Source organism: Rickettsia sp. Tenjiku01, from assembly GCF_001653015.1.
Lineage (GTDB): Bacteria > Pseudomonadota > Alphaproteobacteria > Rickettsiales > Rickettsiaceae > Rickettsia > Rickettsia rickettsii.
Genome location: NZ_BCMR01000005.1, coordinates 45,433 through 58,855, shown reverse-complemented (window position 1 = coordinate 58,855; position 13,423 = coordinate 45,433). Strand labels below are relative to the sequence as shown.

Below are 13,423 nucleotides of genomic sequence, written 5' to 3'. Positions count from 1 at the left end.
TGAAATGCATTGAATTAGGTGACATTTTTTAATTTTTAAATAATATATCTCATATCGTAAATGGGTTGGTTAAAAAAATAAAACATTTCTTATAAATATCATCTAATTCAATGCATTTCACTATAAACCAAGGATTGCATTGGTTTTGTGGAAAATACTCTCACTTTTGACAGAAGTTTCAACACACCGAAATAGCATTTTGCCATTCCGGTTATGATTTTAAAAAAGTCAATTAAACTTTACTTCAGGTGGCAATGACATTAATATTGCTTCGACATTTCCATCGGTCATTAAGCCAAATTTAGTACCACGGTCATATAGCAAATTAAATTCTACATATCTACCTCGCCTTATAAGCTGGTATTCTTTCTGCTCAGCTGTCCAAGGTAAAAATAACTTACTTCTAACGATTTCAGGATATACCGACAACAAAGCCTTACCTACGTCCTGTGTAAAGGCAAAATCCTGTTCAAAATTACCGTTATTTAAGTAATCATAGAATATTCCGCCTACTCCTCTCGGCTCTTTTCGATGCTTTAGATAAAAATATTCATCACATTGCTTTTTGAATTTAGGATAATAGCTAGAATCATACTTATCGCACGCTTCTTTAAAAGCTGCATGAAACTTTACAGTTTCGTTTTTTTCCGGATAAAAAGGTGTTAAATCGCCACCGCCGCCAAACCAACTTTTAGAAGTTTCTATATAACGAGTATTAAAATGCATAGCGGGAATTAGCGGCGATTTAAGATGTGCGACTAATGAAATGCCTGTTGCAAAGAATTTTCCGTCTAGCTCTGCTCCTGGAATTTCGCTGCGGAATTCGGGAGAAATTTTACCAAATACGGTAGATATATTAACCCCGACTTTTTCAAATACTGCTCCTTTCATGAGAGACATGACACCGCCACCGCCGCCGTTACGTTGCCAGCTTGAGCGTACAAACTTAGCCGGTTTTAAACCTTTGGTTTGTGCATATTCTTCTTCGATTTTTTCAAATTCTTTGCACAATAAATCACGTAAATTAGTAAACCAACTACTTGTTATTTCTTTATTTTCTATGTTCATAATTATTAAGCAACGATTTAATTACTTTCCTCATCATATACATAATCATTAAAAATACGGCAGCAATAATCATAATATAAAAAGCCGGAGCATAAAATAAGCCTGTGCGCTCTACAAGCCAACGAGAAATAATAGGTGAAGTTCCGCCGAATATTGCTATTGCAAAATTGTAGCTGAAAGCAACACCGGTAAATCTTTGTTCTGCCGTAAACAAGGATATAACGAGTATATAAGCTGTACCTGCTATGCTTCCTGCAAGCATACCAAGCATTGTAAGAGCTATAATTTGTTGCCACATCTCTTCTGTCGACATAAGTAACATGGTCGGTAAAATCAATATCAAGATAGCAATACCAACAAGCATTGCCATTTTAAATTTTCCGATAATATCGGCAGTACCGCCGGCAAGCGGCATCGCTATCATCGCAATAAACGAACTATACGCTAAATATGATAAAGCAATAGTATTACTAAGATGCATTACATTATAATAGAAAACATTTATATATGTTTTTACTAAATACATAACGCTGCTAGCGATGGCACCTATACACATAGTTAAAAACATCGATCTCCAAGCAGTTCTAATTACATTGGAAAAAGGTGCTTTAAGAATTTGTTTCTTTTTCTCAAGCATTTTAAAAATCGGTGTTTCCGATACGCGCAATCGCAAGTAAAATCCTGCAAGACCCATAAATCCGCCAAGCAGAAAAGCAAAACGCCAAGCAAAATCTATATGAGAGAAATAACGTTCTATTATAATACCGATAAATGTTGCAATTAAGGTACCGGCGATATTTGAACCATGTACAAAACCTGCCGTAAAACCCGGTCTTAAATTTTGACGATGTTCAAGGATAAAAATAGCCGCTCCTGTTCCTTCACCGCTAATACATAAACCTTGAATAAGCCGCATTATAACTAGAGTTATAGGGGCATAAATCCCAATACTTGCATATGAGGGTATGAGACCCATAATAAAGGTCGGAATAGTCATACCTAGCATCGAGATTATTAAAGCGATACGTCTACCGTATCTATCACCGATATAACCGAATAATATGCCTCCTATCGGTCTTGTCAGAAAGCCAACCGCAAATACTCCAAGGCTTAGAAGAATTCTAATGAATTCTGATTTGTCTGGAAAAAAAACTTGTCCAATAATCAGCGAAAAAACTGAATATACCGTAAAGTCATAATATTCGAGTACATTACCTGAAATAGCAGATAAAAAAATGAACTTAGACCTATTATTCATCGAGCTTTAAATAACTTAATTACTATAATTAGTTATTATAGACAAGTTACATCATTTATAAAGTGTAATTTATAATATTTAATTGTCGGCATTTTAATTCTTGTGGTGATAGTAATATGTTTTTGTGGTTATAAGTTCTTGTTTAATAAACAACCTGAATCAGTTGCAAATGATTTTGAAAAAGAATTAGCAGAATGTGATAAAGCTATAAAACAAAATCCGAATGATGCATACTGGGACTTAGATTTCTTGAAAAATATGAGTTGGTCCTTGAAGTTTATAACAAAGCAATTGCACTAAACCCTAATCATTTTCAGGCTTATCTTAATAAAGGAGCGGTATTAATTCAGTTGGGAAAATACGATTTAGCTTTAGAAGCTTATAATAAGGTAATCGAAGTAGATCCAAGTCATCCTTATGCTTATAACAATAAAGCAGAAATATTAAGAAAGCTTGAAAAATACGAACTAACACTTGAAGCATACAATAAAGCAATTGAAATTGATCCTAATTATTCCGATGCTTATTTTAATAAGAGTAAATTATTCGATGAACTTGGAAATTACGAAGCAGCTCTTGAGGCATATGATAGAGCACTCACATATAGGCATGATGACGATTTAGATTATTCTGACATATATTATAATATAGGAACAATTTTGAGTAGGCTTCAAAAATATGATTTAGCTGTTAAAATGTATAATAAAACAATACAGCTTAATCCTGATGATTTTAGAGTTTACATGAATAAAGGAATAGTTTTAGGAATTCTTAAAAATATAATTTAGCATTAAAATGATGCAGCACTTAAATTAAATATCAATGATTATAAAGCACTTCTTAATAAAGGCCTTACTTTGAAAAAATTAGGCAAATACGATTGATCTCTTGAATCATACAACAAAGCATTAGAATTAGAGCCAAATGACTTTGAGACACAAGCTCAAATACAAACATTAGACATGCAAAAGGCTAAATAATAGTCATAATTTATTATGACTATTATAACGTACATATTAATTTGGTCATTATTATTATAATATACACGTTATAATGGTCAAGCACTTATAACTAGTTATCCTCTAGTGGTACCGGAATTCCTACTTTTGTAAGTTTAGCTCCTTTTGGCTTTTTAATTCCTGCAAATTTCTGTTCTTCTTGTTGTTTTCGTAGTTTTTTCCTATTTTTGCAGCTTCTCTGCTACCTTTAAGAGCACTTTTTACGGGCTTTGTGTTAATATTCGTAACACCTTTTGAAGTCTTAATACTTCAAATCTTTATCAAAATATTTTACGTCTGTAGCAATACTTAAATGGTAAACTCCGATACCTTTTTGTATAAACTGATTTTGTAAAGCTTTACCTTCTAAATAAAATCACCTACTTCTCCAACTTTTGTACCACTAAGATCATATGCGTAAAGTTTTTCTTCATGGAAATCTAGGTTGTTTAAAAAGTTCTCTATAGAATTCTTATCATTAGTAAAATTGCCTAATTCATGGGTGCCTATAATTTTCTCTTCTTTGCTTACTACTTTTTAATAATTCCAAGATAGGCTAGAGCTTTTTTAAACTTACCCAAATTACGCTTTACCTCAACTTCTACGGGTCTAGAAAATTCTTTTTCTTTTACTTCTTCAACTTCTCCTATAACTAATTGCCCATCTATGGGGCTGCCCAGTTCATCTTTAAAATGAATTAATTTGGCATTTTACTCTATTTAATTCAGTTTCTTCAGTTTAAAAATGTAGATGTTTTTTTCTGGCATAAATTCCTCCTTGAATAAATTGTGGTTTATTTCAAGTGTAAAAGAGTAAATTAAATTTTTGCAAGAAGTTTTTATTGTTTGTTATTTCTCAATAAATAACAAATATTAAGAATTAAAAACTACTGTGCCATCTAGCCGCCATCTATCAAGAGTCCACTACCTGTTATTAATGATGCTTTTTTGTCACATAAGAATATTACTAAGTTTGCTATTTCATTAGCTTCTACTTTTTTCGTAGCTTGAGATTTAAGGATTACATCCCTTAACGCTGATTCTTCACTGATATGTCTAGTTTTAGCAGTATCTGCTATTTGATTCCTTACTAATGGTGTGTTGACGTAACCGGGACAGATAGCATTAACTGTAATATTATTCTCAGCCACTTCTAAAGCAACGGTTTTGGTAAGCCCAAGGATACCGTACTTTACTGCTACATATGCCGACTTGAAAGGTGATGCGACATATGCATGAGTAGAAGCGATATTAACAATTCGCCTGAAGCCGTTTTTTTCATAATCTGTATTGCGTATTTTGTAGTATAGAAAGATGCTATTAAATCTATACGCAAAATTTGCTCCCATTTATCTTCAGGAAATTCATCGATGCATTATTTACTAATATTTCTATTTTACCGAATTCTTTTATTATCCTCTCAAACATAGAATGAATTTCATCAGGTTTTTCCAAATTTATTCCTTGATAAAATACAGCCCTTGCCCCAAGTTCTTTCAATTCTGTTGAAATTGTGGCTACTTCATCTTCTTTTGCAAAACCGTTTTTGCAAAATGTTTTGCTATCTCAAGCCCGATGCCGCTAGTAGAACCGGTAATAACTGCTACTTTGTCTTTCATTTTTATCTCCTTATAAAATATGCACTGTCATACCGTGGCTTGTACCAGCCAGCTAAATCGTCATTGCGAGCAGAGCCATAGGCTGCTTGGCAATCTCAGAACTTTGGCACTAGATTGCTTCGTCAATTACTTACGTAATTTCCTCGCAATGACAAGAAAATTAGAACCATGCAACAAAGCTGATCAAGTCACGGGATGACATATTTAATCAAGTAATATTTGTCTTTTATTTAAAAGTAACTTATATTAGATTACATTTAAAGAAATAATGTATAAATCTATGGAAATTGTTAATAGCGTTGATGCATCTGTATCTTGCCAGGGCAAAGAACCTCCATATGACCATCCGAAAGTTTATTTAGAGATAGATAAAAAAAAAAAGGAAGTTATCTGCCCATATTGTAGTAAGAAATTTAAACTAGTAACAAAATGACTATAAAATTTCTGTCAGAAAGTACTATCAACCAAATTGCTGCCGGTGAGGTTATAGAAAGGCCCGCATCGGTAGTAAAGGAATTAGTTGAAAATGCTGTTGATGCAAGTAGTACTAAAATAGATATTATTTTAGAACGTGCCGGTAAAAATCTAATCATTATTTCCGATGACGGTATCGGTATGACTGATAAGGAATTAGAAATTGCTGTTGAACGTCATACAACTTCTAAGTTTGATGAAAGCGATTTTCTAAATATTAATACTTTTGGTTTTAGGGGTGAAGCACTGCCGTCTATTGCTGCTATTAGCAAAATGCTAATTACTTCTAAAAAACGAGATGCCGACAAAGCATTTCAGATTAAGTTAATCGGTGGCAATGAAAAACAAGTTACTATTTCTGTGCATAATGAAGGTACTAAAATAGAGATACGTGATTTATTTTTTGCAACACCTGCACGTTTAAAATTTCTTAGAGCCGATAAAACAGAACTTGCAGCAACTGTAGATGTGGTTAAGAAAATCGCTCTAGCACATCCTAAAATTTCTTTTAGTTTAACACATGACGGCAAGAATTTATTAAAATTAAAGGGACAAAATAAAGATGCTGAAACTAACCTAAAACAGCGTATAATTGATGTAATAGGTGATGATTTTATCAAAAACACCGCTTATATAGACTTCAAAACACCTGATTTCTCTATTTGCGGCTATACTAGTAGCCCGACATATAATAGAGCTTCAAGTGAAGATCAGTTTTTATTTATTAATAATAGACCAGTAAAAGATAAATTATTACAGGTAGCTTTAAGGGTAGCATATCAAGATTATTTAGCTCGTGATCGTTATCCGCTATGTGCTATATTCTTACAAATCGATCCGCAACTTGTTGACGTTAACGTACATCCGGCAAAAGCAGAGGTTAGGTTTCATGACCCGAATTATGTGCGAAACTTATTAATAGAAGCAATTAAAAATGCTTTAACAAATAAAAGCCATGTTACTTCTACTACTATCGCCTCTGATGCTCTTGAGTTATTTAAAAATCCTTTAGTTAACAAACAATCGCCAGTAAGTAAAGTTATAAATGTTAATAGTAAATCGGCAGATTATAGACCTACTACTCATTCTACACTTAATACAGTTCCTCAAAATCATGTTTGTCAAAAATTAATCGATACATTATCACATGCTAAAATAGAACAAGAAGTAGAAATTTGTATAGAACATGAACAGCAAACCCATAAACAATATAAACTTGGGGTAGCTAAAACACAACTTCATACGACTTATATTATTTCACAAACCGAAGATAGTATAGTGATTACCGACCAACATGCAGTACACGAACGTTTAGGGTATGAAAAAATAAAAGATTACCTTAAAACGGAAGAGTTAATCAAACAGCGTTTGCTTATCCCTGAGATAGTAGAACTGCCAAATGAAAAAAAAGCAGATTGTTTATATGACCATAGAGAAAAACTATATAAACTTGGTTTAACTCTAGAAAAATTCGGCGAAAAATCTATTATAGTAACTGAAATTCCAAATATCCTTGGAGATGTAAACGTACAAAAGTTAATTCAGGATCTCGCCGATCATTTATCGGATTTTGGCAAGAATATAGCTTTGACAGAGTTAATCGAGCATGTAACGGAAACTTATGCCTGTCATTACTCTATTAGAGCAGGACGAAAATTATCGGCAGATGAAATGAATGCCTTACTGCGTCAAATGGAAAATACGCCGCTTTCAGGTCAATGTAATCACGGCAGACCTACTTATATTGAGTTGAAGCTTAAGGATATCGAACGCTTATTTGGACGGTAACTTGTTTAATTTGAAAAATTGGCGTCATTGCGAACGACTAAAAGGAGTGCGGCAATCTCGTGAAATTAAAACTAGATTGCCACGCTCCTTTTAGTCGCTCGCAATGACGTATCTCTCTTTATTTTGCAATGCCTAGTTTTTACTTGACTATTTTTCAATTTCGTTTTATTCTACTTTTCTTAGAATTATAAAATAATATCTTGATTTAAGGTGTCAGCTAATGGCAAAGAAAAATAAAAATGTTTTGGTAAGGCTAGTAAGTACTGCCGGCACAGGTGTTTTTTGGGTAAAGAAACGTAATCCGAAGACCCAAACCGAGAAGCTTTCTTTTCGTAAGTATGATAAAGTAGTTAGAAAACATGTTCTTTTTAAAGAAGAAAAAATAAAATAATTGTAAGTAATATATATGGCAGTAAAAATTCGTTTAGCTAGAGGCGGTGCTAAAAAGCGTCCTTTTTACCGTGTAGTAGTAGCTAACGCAACAGCACCTCGTGACGGTGACTTTTTAGAAAAAGTCGGAACTTATGATCCAATGCTTGCTTCAGATAATAGTGAGCGTGTTGTTTTAAAAAAAGATCGTATAGAATATTGGCTTGGCACCGGTGCTAAACCAACTGAGCGAGTCGCAAAATTTATTGAGCAAGCGGGTGTTACTCTTCCTGAGAAAGTTAAAAAGGAAATGGAAGTGAAAGCAAAAAACCGCAAAGCTAGACTAAGTAAAAAGGAAGCTAAAGAAGCTTAGTTTATAGTGTATTTTCGTCATTGCGAGCAGGCATTGACTGTGTGGATCAATTCAGCCCCTGTCATCTCCCGCTATTTGATTGCGGGATTTAGTAAATTTGACTATTACAAGTTATTTTTCTAGATATTGTGGTCAAGCCACGGGTATGACAGCACATATCTCTTCTCTATAATCATATTAATATGCCGGATTAGCTCAGTGGTAGAGCAACCGCCTTGTAAGCGGTAGGTCATCAGTTCAAATCCGATATCCGGCACCATCAAAATTTTTCTTGTCATACTGGGACTATCTTTAATATAGATACCAAATCGTCATTGCGAGTAGCTGTAGGCTGTGTGGCAATCTCATGAAATAATAACAAACTTCCTGAGATTGCTTTGTCGAATTACTGTGTAATTCTTCTCGCAATGACGATTTACCGATCCATGCAAGCAAGCTTTCACAAGAATTATATAGAAAAAACATACAATAGGTGACATCCTTTAAAATTTTTATATATGATAGTAATCGATAAAACATCTTATAGAGCTGTGGGATTTGATAAACGTATTAAATTCCTAGTGCTACATTATACACAGTGTGATTTTAAGCAGTCTTTAGATTTTCTAACCGGTGAAAAGTTAAGTAGCCATTATTTAATAAACAATGAAAACCCTGAACATATATTTCAATTAGTAGAAGAGCGTGATAGAGCATGGCATGCTGGAGTAAGTTACTGGCAAGGTCATGAGCGTATTAATGATACATCAATCGGTATTGAAATCGTAAATCCTGCTTTTGAAGTAAATGCAAAAAACAATGATATAGTTTGGCTACCCTATTCGGAAAGGCAAATTAATAGTGTTATAAGTTTGTGTAAACAGATTATTGCTAGATATGATATTAAACCTACTAGAGTAGTTGGGCATTCTGATATTGCTCCAGGTAGAAAACAGGACCCTGGCCCGTTATTTCCTTGGAAACTATTATATGATAACGATATTGGAGCTTGGTATGATGAACAGGTGTTTAACGATCTATTGCCGCAAGTCGACATAACCGATATTGCAGCAATTCAGCAAAAATTTATTACATACGGTTATAAACTTGAAGTTACCGAAATTTTAGACTCTAAAATGAAAGATATTATAATTTCGTTTCAAATGCATTTTCGTCCTAGTAATTTTTCTGGCGATTTGGATGCTGAAACCATAGCAATTTTAGATGCATTAATATTGAAATATAAATCTGAATTAATATGATAAGATTTATAACTATACCAGATTTTGCGGATTATCAAGTTACTTTGAAATTAATGGAAGATTACGTTAACAAAGTAATTAGTGATCATGAGCCGGAAATTATTTATTTAGTTGAACATTCGGAAGTATATACAGCCGGTACTAATTATAAACAAGAAGAATTATTAAATTACGGTGATATTCCGGTAATTTACACAGGACGTGGCGGTAAATTTACTTTTCATGGACCGGGTCAGCGTGTTATTTATCCAATTCTTAATTTAGCTTCACCAAATCGACACAAAGATTTAAAGCTATATATAAAAATGCTTGAAGAATGGATTATAAATAGCTTAAATTATTTTGGAATTAAAGCATATATTATTAAAGATAAAGTAGGAATTTGGGTAAAAGTAAGGAAAGATGAATTTGCTAAAATTGCTGCAATAGGTGTTAGAGTAAGAAAATGGGTTACATATCACGGTGTAGCTATAAATATTTCAACAGATTTAAGTAAGTTTAGTGGGATTATTCCTTGTGGACTTGAAAATTCTTTAGTAACATCTTTAAATCAGTTAGGGATTCATATTGAAATGTCTGAATTTGATAAAATTATTCAAATTGAATTTAATAAAATATTTAAATGATCAGAAAATGTTTACTCACAATTTTTGCTCTTTGGGTTGGTGGTTTTGGTTATTATTTATATTTAATAAATTCTTATAAGCTTAATAGTAATACCACTAATGCAATAATAGTATTTGCAGGAGGAGGACATAAAATTGAAACCGGTATTGCTTGGCTTAAGGCAGGTTATGCACCTATATTATTTATTACTGGTATAGAATCTACAGAGCAATTAAAAATTTTGTTAAAGGAACGTAATGTTATAGAACAGCAGGTAATATTTGCTTCAAATAAAATAATGTCTGAAGAAGATAATATTAAGAAAGTGGTTGATTTTATTGTAACTTACAATCTTACTTCAATAATTTTAGTAGAGCATAATTATAATATGCCTTTTATGCTAAATAAGCTTGAAAAAGCGATTCATTCTTCTAATACTATCTATATAGTACCATATCCTGTTTTTTCCAAACAAAAATATGATGTGTTATTAAAATCCTATCATCGTTATTTAATGAGTATACTCGTTTAATTTGCTTCTTTACTCTTTTCCAGTTCAATATTTTAGAACGACTACGCCAAATAATGCAGAAATTAAGAGCCTATTATTACTGCAGCTCTCATAGAGTTTGAAGGGCAGCTGCTCTCAAACGTAAAATACTACCTATAAATAAACTTAGGGTAAATCCAATCCCTTCAAGTATAGCTATAGAATAAAATTTTAACCATGAAGTATCACTTGGTAAATTACAGAGTTTAAATTTTACAAATGGATATGAAAATAGCATAATACCTAATTGCTTACCTACAAATAAACCAAATATTATCCCATAAATTAAAGCAAGTATTGAGTTGGAACAAATGCCTTTAAATGCAAAATATTCTAAAAGGATACCGGAATTCATAAATACAAAAAGCGGTAAAATAAGGTAATTTACAAAAGGACAAGTTAAGTTTTCAAGTTTTTTAAAAGAAGTGTTAAATTCTCCTTTTATATTAACAGGTATAAAAAGTGCTATAATGGCTCTGCATAAGGTATCGTGAATACCTGACTCCACCATACTAATCTATAATAATAAACCTACAATTATATAATAAAATAATTGTTTAACTTGTCGATAATTCAATATAAACAAGATGAATATAATTATAGAGGAAATTAATAGTGCCGGAGTATTGATTGTTTTAGTATAAAACAAAGCTAGTATAATTAACTCAAAAGCATAGTCAATTAATGAGAAACCTATAATAAAAGCTCGTAATTCTAAAGATATATGTCGGCTGAAAAAAGATAACATACCAAGAACAAAAGTAGTATCAGTTGCGATAGGAATAGCCCATCCTTTTATTAATCCCGGTTTATCGTAATTAAAAAACATGTATATTAAGACAGGAATTACCACACCTCCAAGGGTTGCCGCTGCAGGCAATATTATATTTTTATGTTCACCTTCTACTAGGTGAAATTTCATCTCTAAACCTATTAATAAAAGAAGAAAGTCATGAGACCGTCATTAACTAACTCTATAAAAGTTGTTTTTTGTACTTTTATAAGCTTGTATAATAAGTGTAAGAAGATATAATTATTAATTACAAAAAAATATCTAAGCAATTCTTATGTTAGCAGAACAGCAAACCGAATGGATTATCAGCAATAACCTTGTAAATAAGGGATGGCATATAGATAATGATACTAAAAAGAATGTTTATTTCCAAAAACCAAAATCAAAAACAGAACAGAAAGATTAAAAGGAAAAAGACCGGATCATATCTTATATGAAAGTAATAATGATAAACCTATTGCAATAATAGAAGCAAAAAAACAGGAGTGGATTTAAGGCAAGCTTTAGATCAAGCAACGGAATATGCAAAATTGCTTGATGTACCTATAGTGTTCGCAATGAATGGAGCTTACTGCGAAGCTCGTTTTGTTGCTAATAATAAAGAGCTTATATTAAACGGTGATGAAGTAAGGGAATTACTAAATGAAAAAAAATTATTATCTGCTTTTTTAGAAGCAAGCAGTAATGAAATTTGGACTATACCGAAAGAAATTAAAGTATCACGTGAAGAATTAATATCGATATTTAAAAACTTGAATAATCTTTTAAGAAATGAAGGGCTCCGAGCAGAAATAGAAAGGTTTAGCGAATTTGCAAATATATTATTCTTAAAATTATTAAGTGAAAACAACGAAAAATCCTGGTGGAATAATATCAAAGCACAATCAAACGATGATATTATCGGTTACATTAATAGCTATGTTATAGAACAAATTAAGAATAAATACGGTGATGATGTTTTTACGCCTATTTCTCTAGGCAATTACATTACTCTCCGCCACATTATCGATGCAATTGATCCTCTTATTTTATCTACGATAGATACAGATATAAAAGGCGACGTATTCGAGTATTTCTTAGAAAAAACTACATCAACGGAAAAATGATTTAGGCGAATATTTTATACCGAGAAATATCGTTAAAACCATTATTAATTTGGTTGATCCTAAATTTAAAGAAACAATTTATGATCCTTTTTTGGTACCGGTGGGTTCTTAACTGAAGCTTTTAATTATATCAAAGAAAATAATATAATTAATACCGATGAAGATTTAGAAAAATTAAGATTTAATACATTATATGGGCGAGAGTTAACCAAAACCGCTAGAATCGCTAAGATGAATATGATTTTGCATGGTGACGGACATAGCGGAATTCAGTAAATAAATAGTCTTGAGAACCCTAATGATGTTAAACCCTTAACTGATCAGCAGTTAAAGTGTGATGTAATTGTTACTAATTGCCATTTTCTCAAACTTTTACTAAAAAAACTAGCAAAAACGGCAAAACTATAACAGAATATCATATAACTTCTCTTTTTAATAAAGGCATTGCAAAAAATAACGGTGATGCTGCTTGTGTTTTGCATTGCCTGCAAAATTTAAAAGAGGGTGGTAGAATGGCATTGGTAGTACCTGAAGGGTTCCTATTCAGAAAAGACACCGCTGCTGTTCGTCAATTTTTACTATCAAAAGCAAAGCTGTAACTCGTTATCTCTCTACCGCAAGGTACTTTTTTACCTTATACAGGAGTAAAAACGTCAATACTTTATTTTATCGATGTACATAAACCGAATAATCAAAAAGAATATTGGTTTTATGAGGTTAAGAATATCGGCGTTACGTCTAGACAATAAAAAAAGAAAAGTTGTCGGTATAAATGATTTAAACAGGCGCGGATGGAAAATTAAATTTATCTAAAATTCCTTTTATAGATCTCGATTTTTATCAAATAGCTAAAAAAGGATTGGTGAAAAACAATGATATTTTAATGTGTAAAGACGGAGCATTAACGGGTAAAGTGTGTTTTGTAGATGATAAAATTTTACCGCAAATAGAAGTAATGGTTAATGAACATGTTTATATTTTTAGAGGTTATACATCAATCTTATTTATTTTATTGTTTAAATAGCGATATAATTCAAAATCAAATTAATAAGAACTTAGCTTATAATAAAGGTGCTCAGCCTGGTTTAAATAGAGAACATATAAACTCAATTTATATTCCTCTTCTGTCTCTAGGAAAACAACAGAAAATTATTGAAGAATTGAATAGCTATCAAAAGATA

At 32.0% G+C, this 13,423-nt stretch carries 17 protein-coding genes, 1 tRNA gene and 2 pseudogenes; 15 read left to right on the top strand and 5 right to left on the bottom strand.

What is annotated here, in order from left to right:
- Positions 1 to 228: 228 nt before the first annotated feature.
- Together hemF and TENJIKU01_RS01825 are read right to left on the bottom strand one after the other, a co-directional pair.
- On the bottom strand, positions 229 to 1,068 hold the full coding sequence (hemF, locus tag TENJIKU01_RS01830; protein WP_064428985.1) for an oxygen-dependent coproporphyrinogen oxidase: 840 nt from the start codon (positions 1,066 to 1,068) through the stop codon (positions 229 to 231).
- Positions 1,052 to 2,326 carry an MFS transporter gene (locus TENJIKU01_RS01825; RefSeq protein WP_064428984.1) on the bottom strand — a complete coding sequence of 425 codons (1,275 nt, stop codon included), beginning with the start codon at positions 2,324 to 2,326 and terminating at the stop codon, positions 1,052 to 1,054. The genes hemF and TENJIKU01_RS01825 overlap by 17 nt, the downstream gene beginning before the upstream one ends.
- A gap of 263 nt (positions 2,327 to 2,589) precedes the next feature.
- Between TENJIKU01_RS01825 and TENJIKU01_RS01820 the strand changes: the two genes are divergently transcribed.
- Positions 2,590 to 3,114 carry a tetratricopeptide repeat protein gene (locus tag TENJIKU01_RS01820; RefSeq protein WP_082894462.1) on the top strand — a complete coding sequence of 175 codons (525 nt, stop codon included), beginning with the start codon at positions 2,590 to 2,592 and terminating at the stop codon, positions 3,112 to 3,114.
- 1,108 nt (positions 3,115 to 4,222) lie between these two features.
- On the opposite strand, the gene TENJIKU01_RS09450 is transcribed toward TENJIKU01_RS01820, so the two are convergent.
- Positions 4,223 to 4,672, bottom strand: coding sequence for an SDR family oxidoreductase (locus TENJIKU01_RS09450; protein WP_227779841.1), 450 nt, complete (start codon positions 4,670 to 4,672; stop codon positions 4,223 to 4,225).
- A complete protein-coding gene (locus tag TENJIKU01_RS09445; protein ID WP_255374165.1) occupies positions 4,650 to 4,823 on the bottom strand; it encodes an SDR family NAD(P)-dependent oxidoreductase in 174 nt (57 codons plus the stop codon). The genes TENJIKU01_RS09450 and TENJIKU01_RS09445 overlap by 23 nt, the downstream gene beginning before the upstream one ends.
- A gap of 387 nt (positions 4,824 to 5,210) precedes the next feature.
- On the opposite strand from TENJIKU01_RS09445, the gene TENJIKU01_RS07150 reads away from it, so the two are divergent.
- The 8 genes from TENJIKU01_RS07150 to TENJIKU01_RS01775 all read left to right on the top strand — a co-directional run bounded on the left by TENJIKU01_RS07150 (position 5,211) and on the right by TENJIKU01_RS01775 (position 10,325).
- Positions 5,211 to 5,375, top strand: a complete 165-nt coding sequence (locus TENJIKU01_RS07150) for a zinc-finger domain-containing protein (RefSeq protein WP_010977913.1) — start codon at positions 5,211 to 5,213, stop codon at positions 5,373 to 5,375.
- On the top strand, positions 5,372 to 7,204 hold the full coding sequence (mutL, locus tag TENJIKU01_RS01805) for a DNA mismatch repair endonuclease MutL (protein ID WP_064428982.1): 1,833 nt from the start codon (positions 5,372 to 5,374) through the stop codon (positions 7,202 to 7,204). Before TENJIKU01_RS07150 ends, mutL begins: the two co-directional genes overlap by 4 nt.
- 220 nt (positions 7,205 to 7,424) lie before the next feature.
- The gene (rpmG, locus tag TENJIKU01_RS01800) at positions 7,425 to 7,595 is read left to right on the top strand and encodes a 50S ribosomal protein L33 (protein WP_004997072.1); all 171 of its coding nucleotides are present in this window, start codon (positions 7,425 to 7,427) and stop codon (positions 7,593 to 7,595) included.
- A 15-nt stretch (positions 7,596 to 7,610) separates the two neighbouring features.
- Positions 7,611 to 7,946, top strand: coding sequence for a 30S ribosomal protein S16 (gene rpsP, locus TENJIKU01_RS01795; RefSeq protein ID WP_004997078.1), 336 nt, complete (start codon positions 7,611 to 7,613; stop codon positions 7,944 to 7,946).
- 184 nt (positions 7,947 to 8,130) lie between these two features.
- Positions 8,131 to 8,205: transfer RNA gene (locus tag TENJIKU01_RS01790), tRNA-Thr, on the top strand.
- A 238-nt stretch (positions 8,206 to 8,443) separates the two neighbouring features.
- Positions 8,444 to 9,187 (top strand): N-acetylmuramoyl-L-alanine amidase, encoded by a 744-nt coding sequence (locus TENJIKU01_RS01785; protein ID WP_064428981.1) that lies wholly within the window; start codon positions 8,444 to 8,446, stop codon positions 9,185 to 9,187.
- Positions 9,184 to 9,813: a lipoyl(octanoyl) transferase LipB gene (gene lipB, locus TENJIKU01_RS01780; protein ID WP_064428980.1), complete on the top strand. Its 630-nt coding sequence runs from the start codon at positions 9,184 to 9,186 to the stop codon at positions 9,811 to 9,813. Before TENJIKU01_RS01785 ends, lipB begins: the two co-directional genes overlap by 4 nt.
- Positions 9,810 to 10,325 carry a YdcF family protein gene (locus tag TENJIKU01_RS01775; protein ID WP_064428979.1) on the top strand — a complete coding sequence of 172 codons (516 nt, stop codon included), beginning with the start codon at positions 9,810 to 9,812 and terminating at the stop codon, positions 10,323 to 10,325. The genes lipB and TENJIKU01_RS01775 overlap by 4 nt, the downstream gene beginning before the upstream one ends.
- Positions 10,326 to 10,413: 88 nt before the next feature.
- Here TENJIKU01_RS01775 and TENJIKU01_RS07145 read toward each other — a convergent pair.
- A pseudogene (locus tag TENJIKU01_RS07145) lies at positions 10,414 to 11,265 on the bottom strand (Na+/H+ antiporter NhaA).
- 145 nt (positions 11,266 to 11,410) lie between these two features.
- On the opposite strand from TENJIKU01_RS07145, the gene TENJIKU01_RS10110 reads away from it, so the two are divergent.
- The 6 genes and pseudogenes from TENJIKU01_RS10110 to TENJIKU01_RS09095 all read left to right on the top strand — a co-directional run.
- Complete coding sequence (locus TENJIKU01_RS10110; protein WP_255374164.1) at positions 11,411 to 11,542, top strand: hypothetical protein; 132 nt, start codon at positions 11,411 to 11,413, stop codon at positions 11,540 to 11,542.
- Positions 11,543 to 11,621: 79 nt separating this feature from the next.
- Entirely contained in the window at positions 11,622 to 12,242 is a 621-nt protein-coding gene (locus TENJIKU01_RS09440) for a hypothetical protein (RefSeq protein WP_227779839.1), read from the top strand.
- 16 nt (positions 12,243 to 12,258) lie between these two features.
- Positions 12,259 to 12,354: a hypothetical protein gene (locus TENJIKU01_RS10105; RefSeq protein WP_153019850.1), complete on the top strand. Its 96-nt coding sequence runs from the start codon at positions 12,259 to 12,261 to the stop codon at positions 12,352 to 12,354.
- Positions 12,355 to 12,371: 17 nt separating this feature from the next.
- A complete protein-coding gene (locus TENJIKU01_RS10100) occupies positions 12,372 to 12,518 on the top strand; it encodes a hypothetical protein (protein ID WP_153019849.1) in 147 nt (48 codons plus the stop codon).
- A gap of 77 nt (positions 12,519 to 12,595) precedes the next feature.
- A complete protein-coding gene (locus tag TENJIKU01_RS10095; RefSeq protein WP_255374163.1) occupies positions 12,596 to 12,841 on the top strand; it encodes an N-6 DNA methylase in 246 nt (81 codons plus the stop codon).
- Between the two features lie 263 nt (positions 12,842 to 13,104).
- Positions 13,105 to 13,288: pseudogene (locus TENJIKU01_RS09095) on the top strand (hypothetical protein); the annotation flags it as partial.
- Between the last annotated feature and the right edge of the window lie 135 nt (positions 13,289 to 13,423).

What these genes read in the sequence shown, in the direction of transcription:
- hemF (WP_064428985.1), bottom strand. Translation starts at nt 1,068, where the DNA reads ATGAACATAGAAAATAAAGAAATAACAAGTAGTTGGTTTACTAATTTA.
- TENJIKU01_RS01825 (WP_064428984.1), bottom strand. Translation starts at nt 2,326, where the DNA reads ATGAATAATAGGTCTAAGTTCATTTTTTTATCTGCTATTTCAGGTAAT.
- TENJIKU01_RS09450 (WP_227779841.1), bottom strand. Translation starts at nt 4,672, where the DNA reads ATGGGAGCAAATTTTGCGTATAGATTTAATAGCATCTTTCTATACTAC.
- TENJIKU01_RS07150 (WP_010977913.1), top strand. Translation starts at nt 5,211, where the DNA reads ATGTATAAATCTATGGAAATTGTTAATAGCGTTGATGCATCTGTATCT.
- mutL (WP_064428982.1), top strand. Translation starts at nt 5,372, where the DNA reads ATGACTATAAAATTTCTGTCAGAAAGTACTATCAACCAAATTGCTGCC.
- rpmG (WP_004997072.1), top strand. Translation starts at nt 7,425, where the DNA reads ATGGCAAAGAAAAATAAAAATGTTTTGGTAAGGCTAGTAAGTACTGCC.
- rpsP (WP_004997078.1), top strand. Translation starts at nt 7,611, where the DNA reads ATGGCAGTAAAAATTCGTTTAGCTAGAGGCGGTGCTAAAAAGCGTCCT.
- TENJIKU01_RS01785 (WP_064428981.1), top strand. Translation starts at nt 8,444, where the DNA reads ATGATAGTAATCGATAAAACATCTTATAGAGCTGTGGGATTTGATAAA.
- lipB (WP_064428980.1), top strand. Translation starts at nt 9,184, where the DNA reads ATGATAAGATTTATAACTATACCAGATTTTGCGGATTATCAAGTTACT.
- TENJIKU01_RS01775 (WP_064428979.1), top strand. Translation starts at nt 9,810, where the DNA reads ATGATCAGAAAATGTTTACTCACAATTTTTGCTCTTTGGGTTGGTGGT.
- TENJIKU01_RS10110 (WP_255374164.1), top strand. Translation starts at nt 11,411, where the DNA reads ATGTTAGCAGAACAGCAAACCGAATGGATTATCAGCAATAACCTTGTA.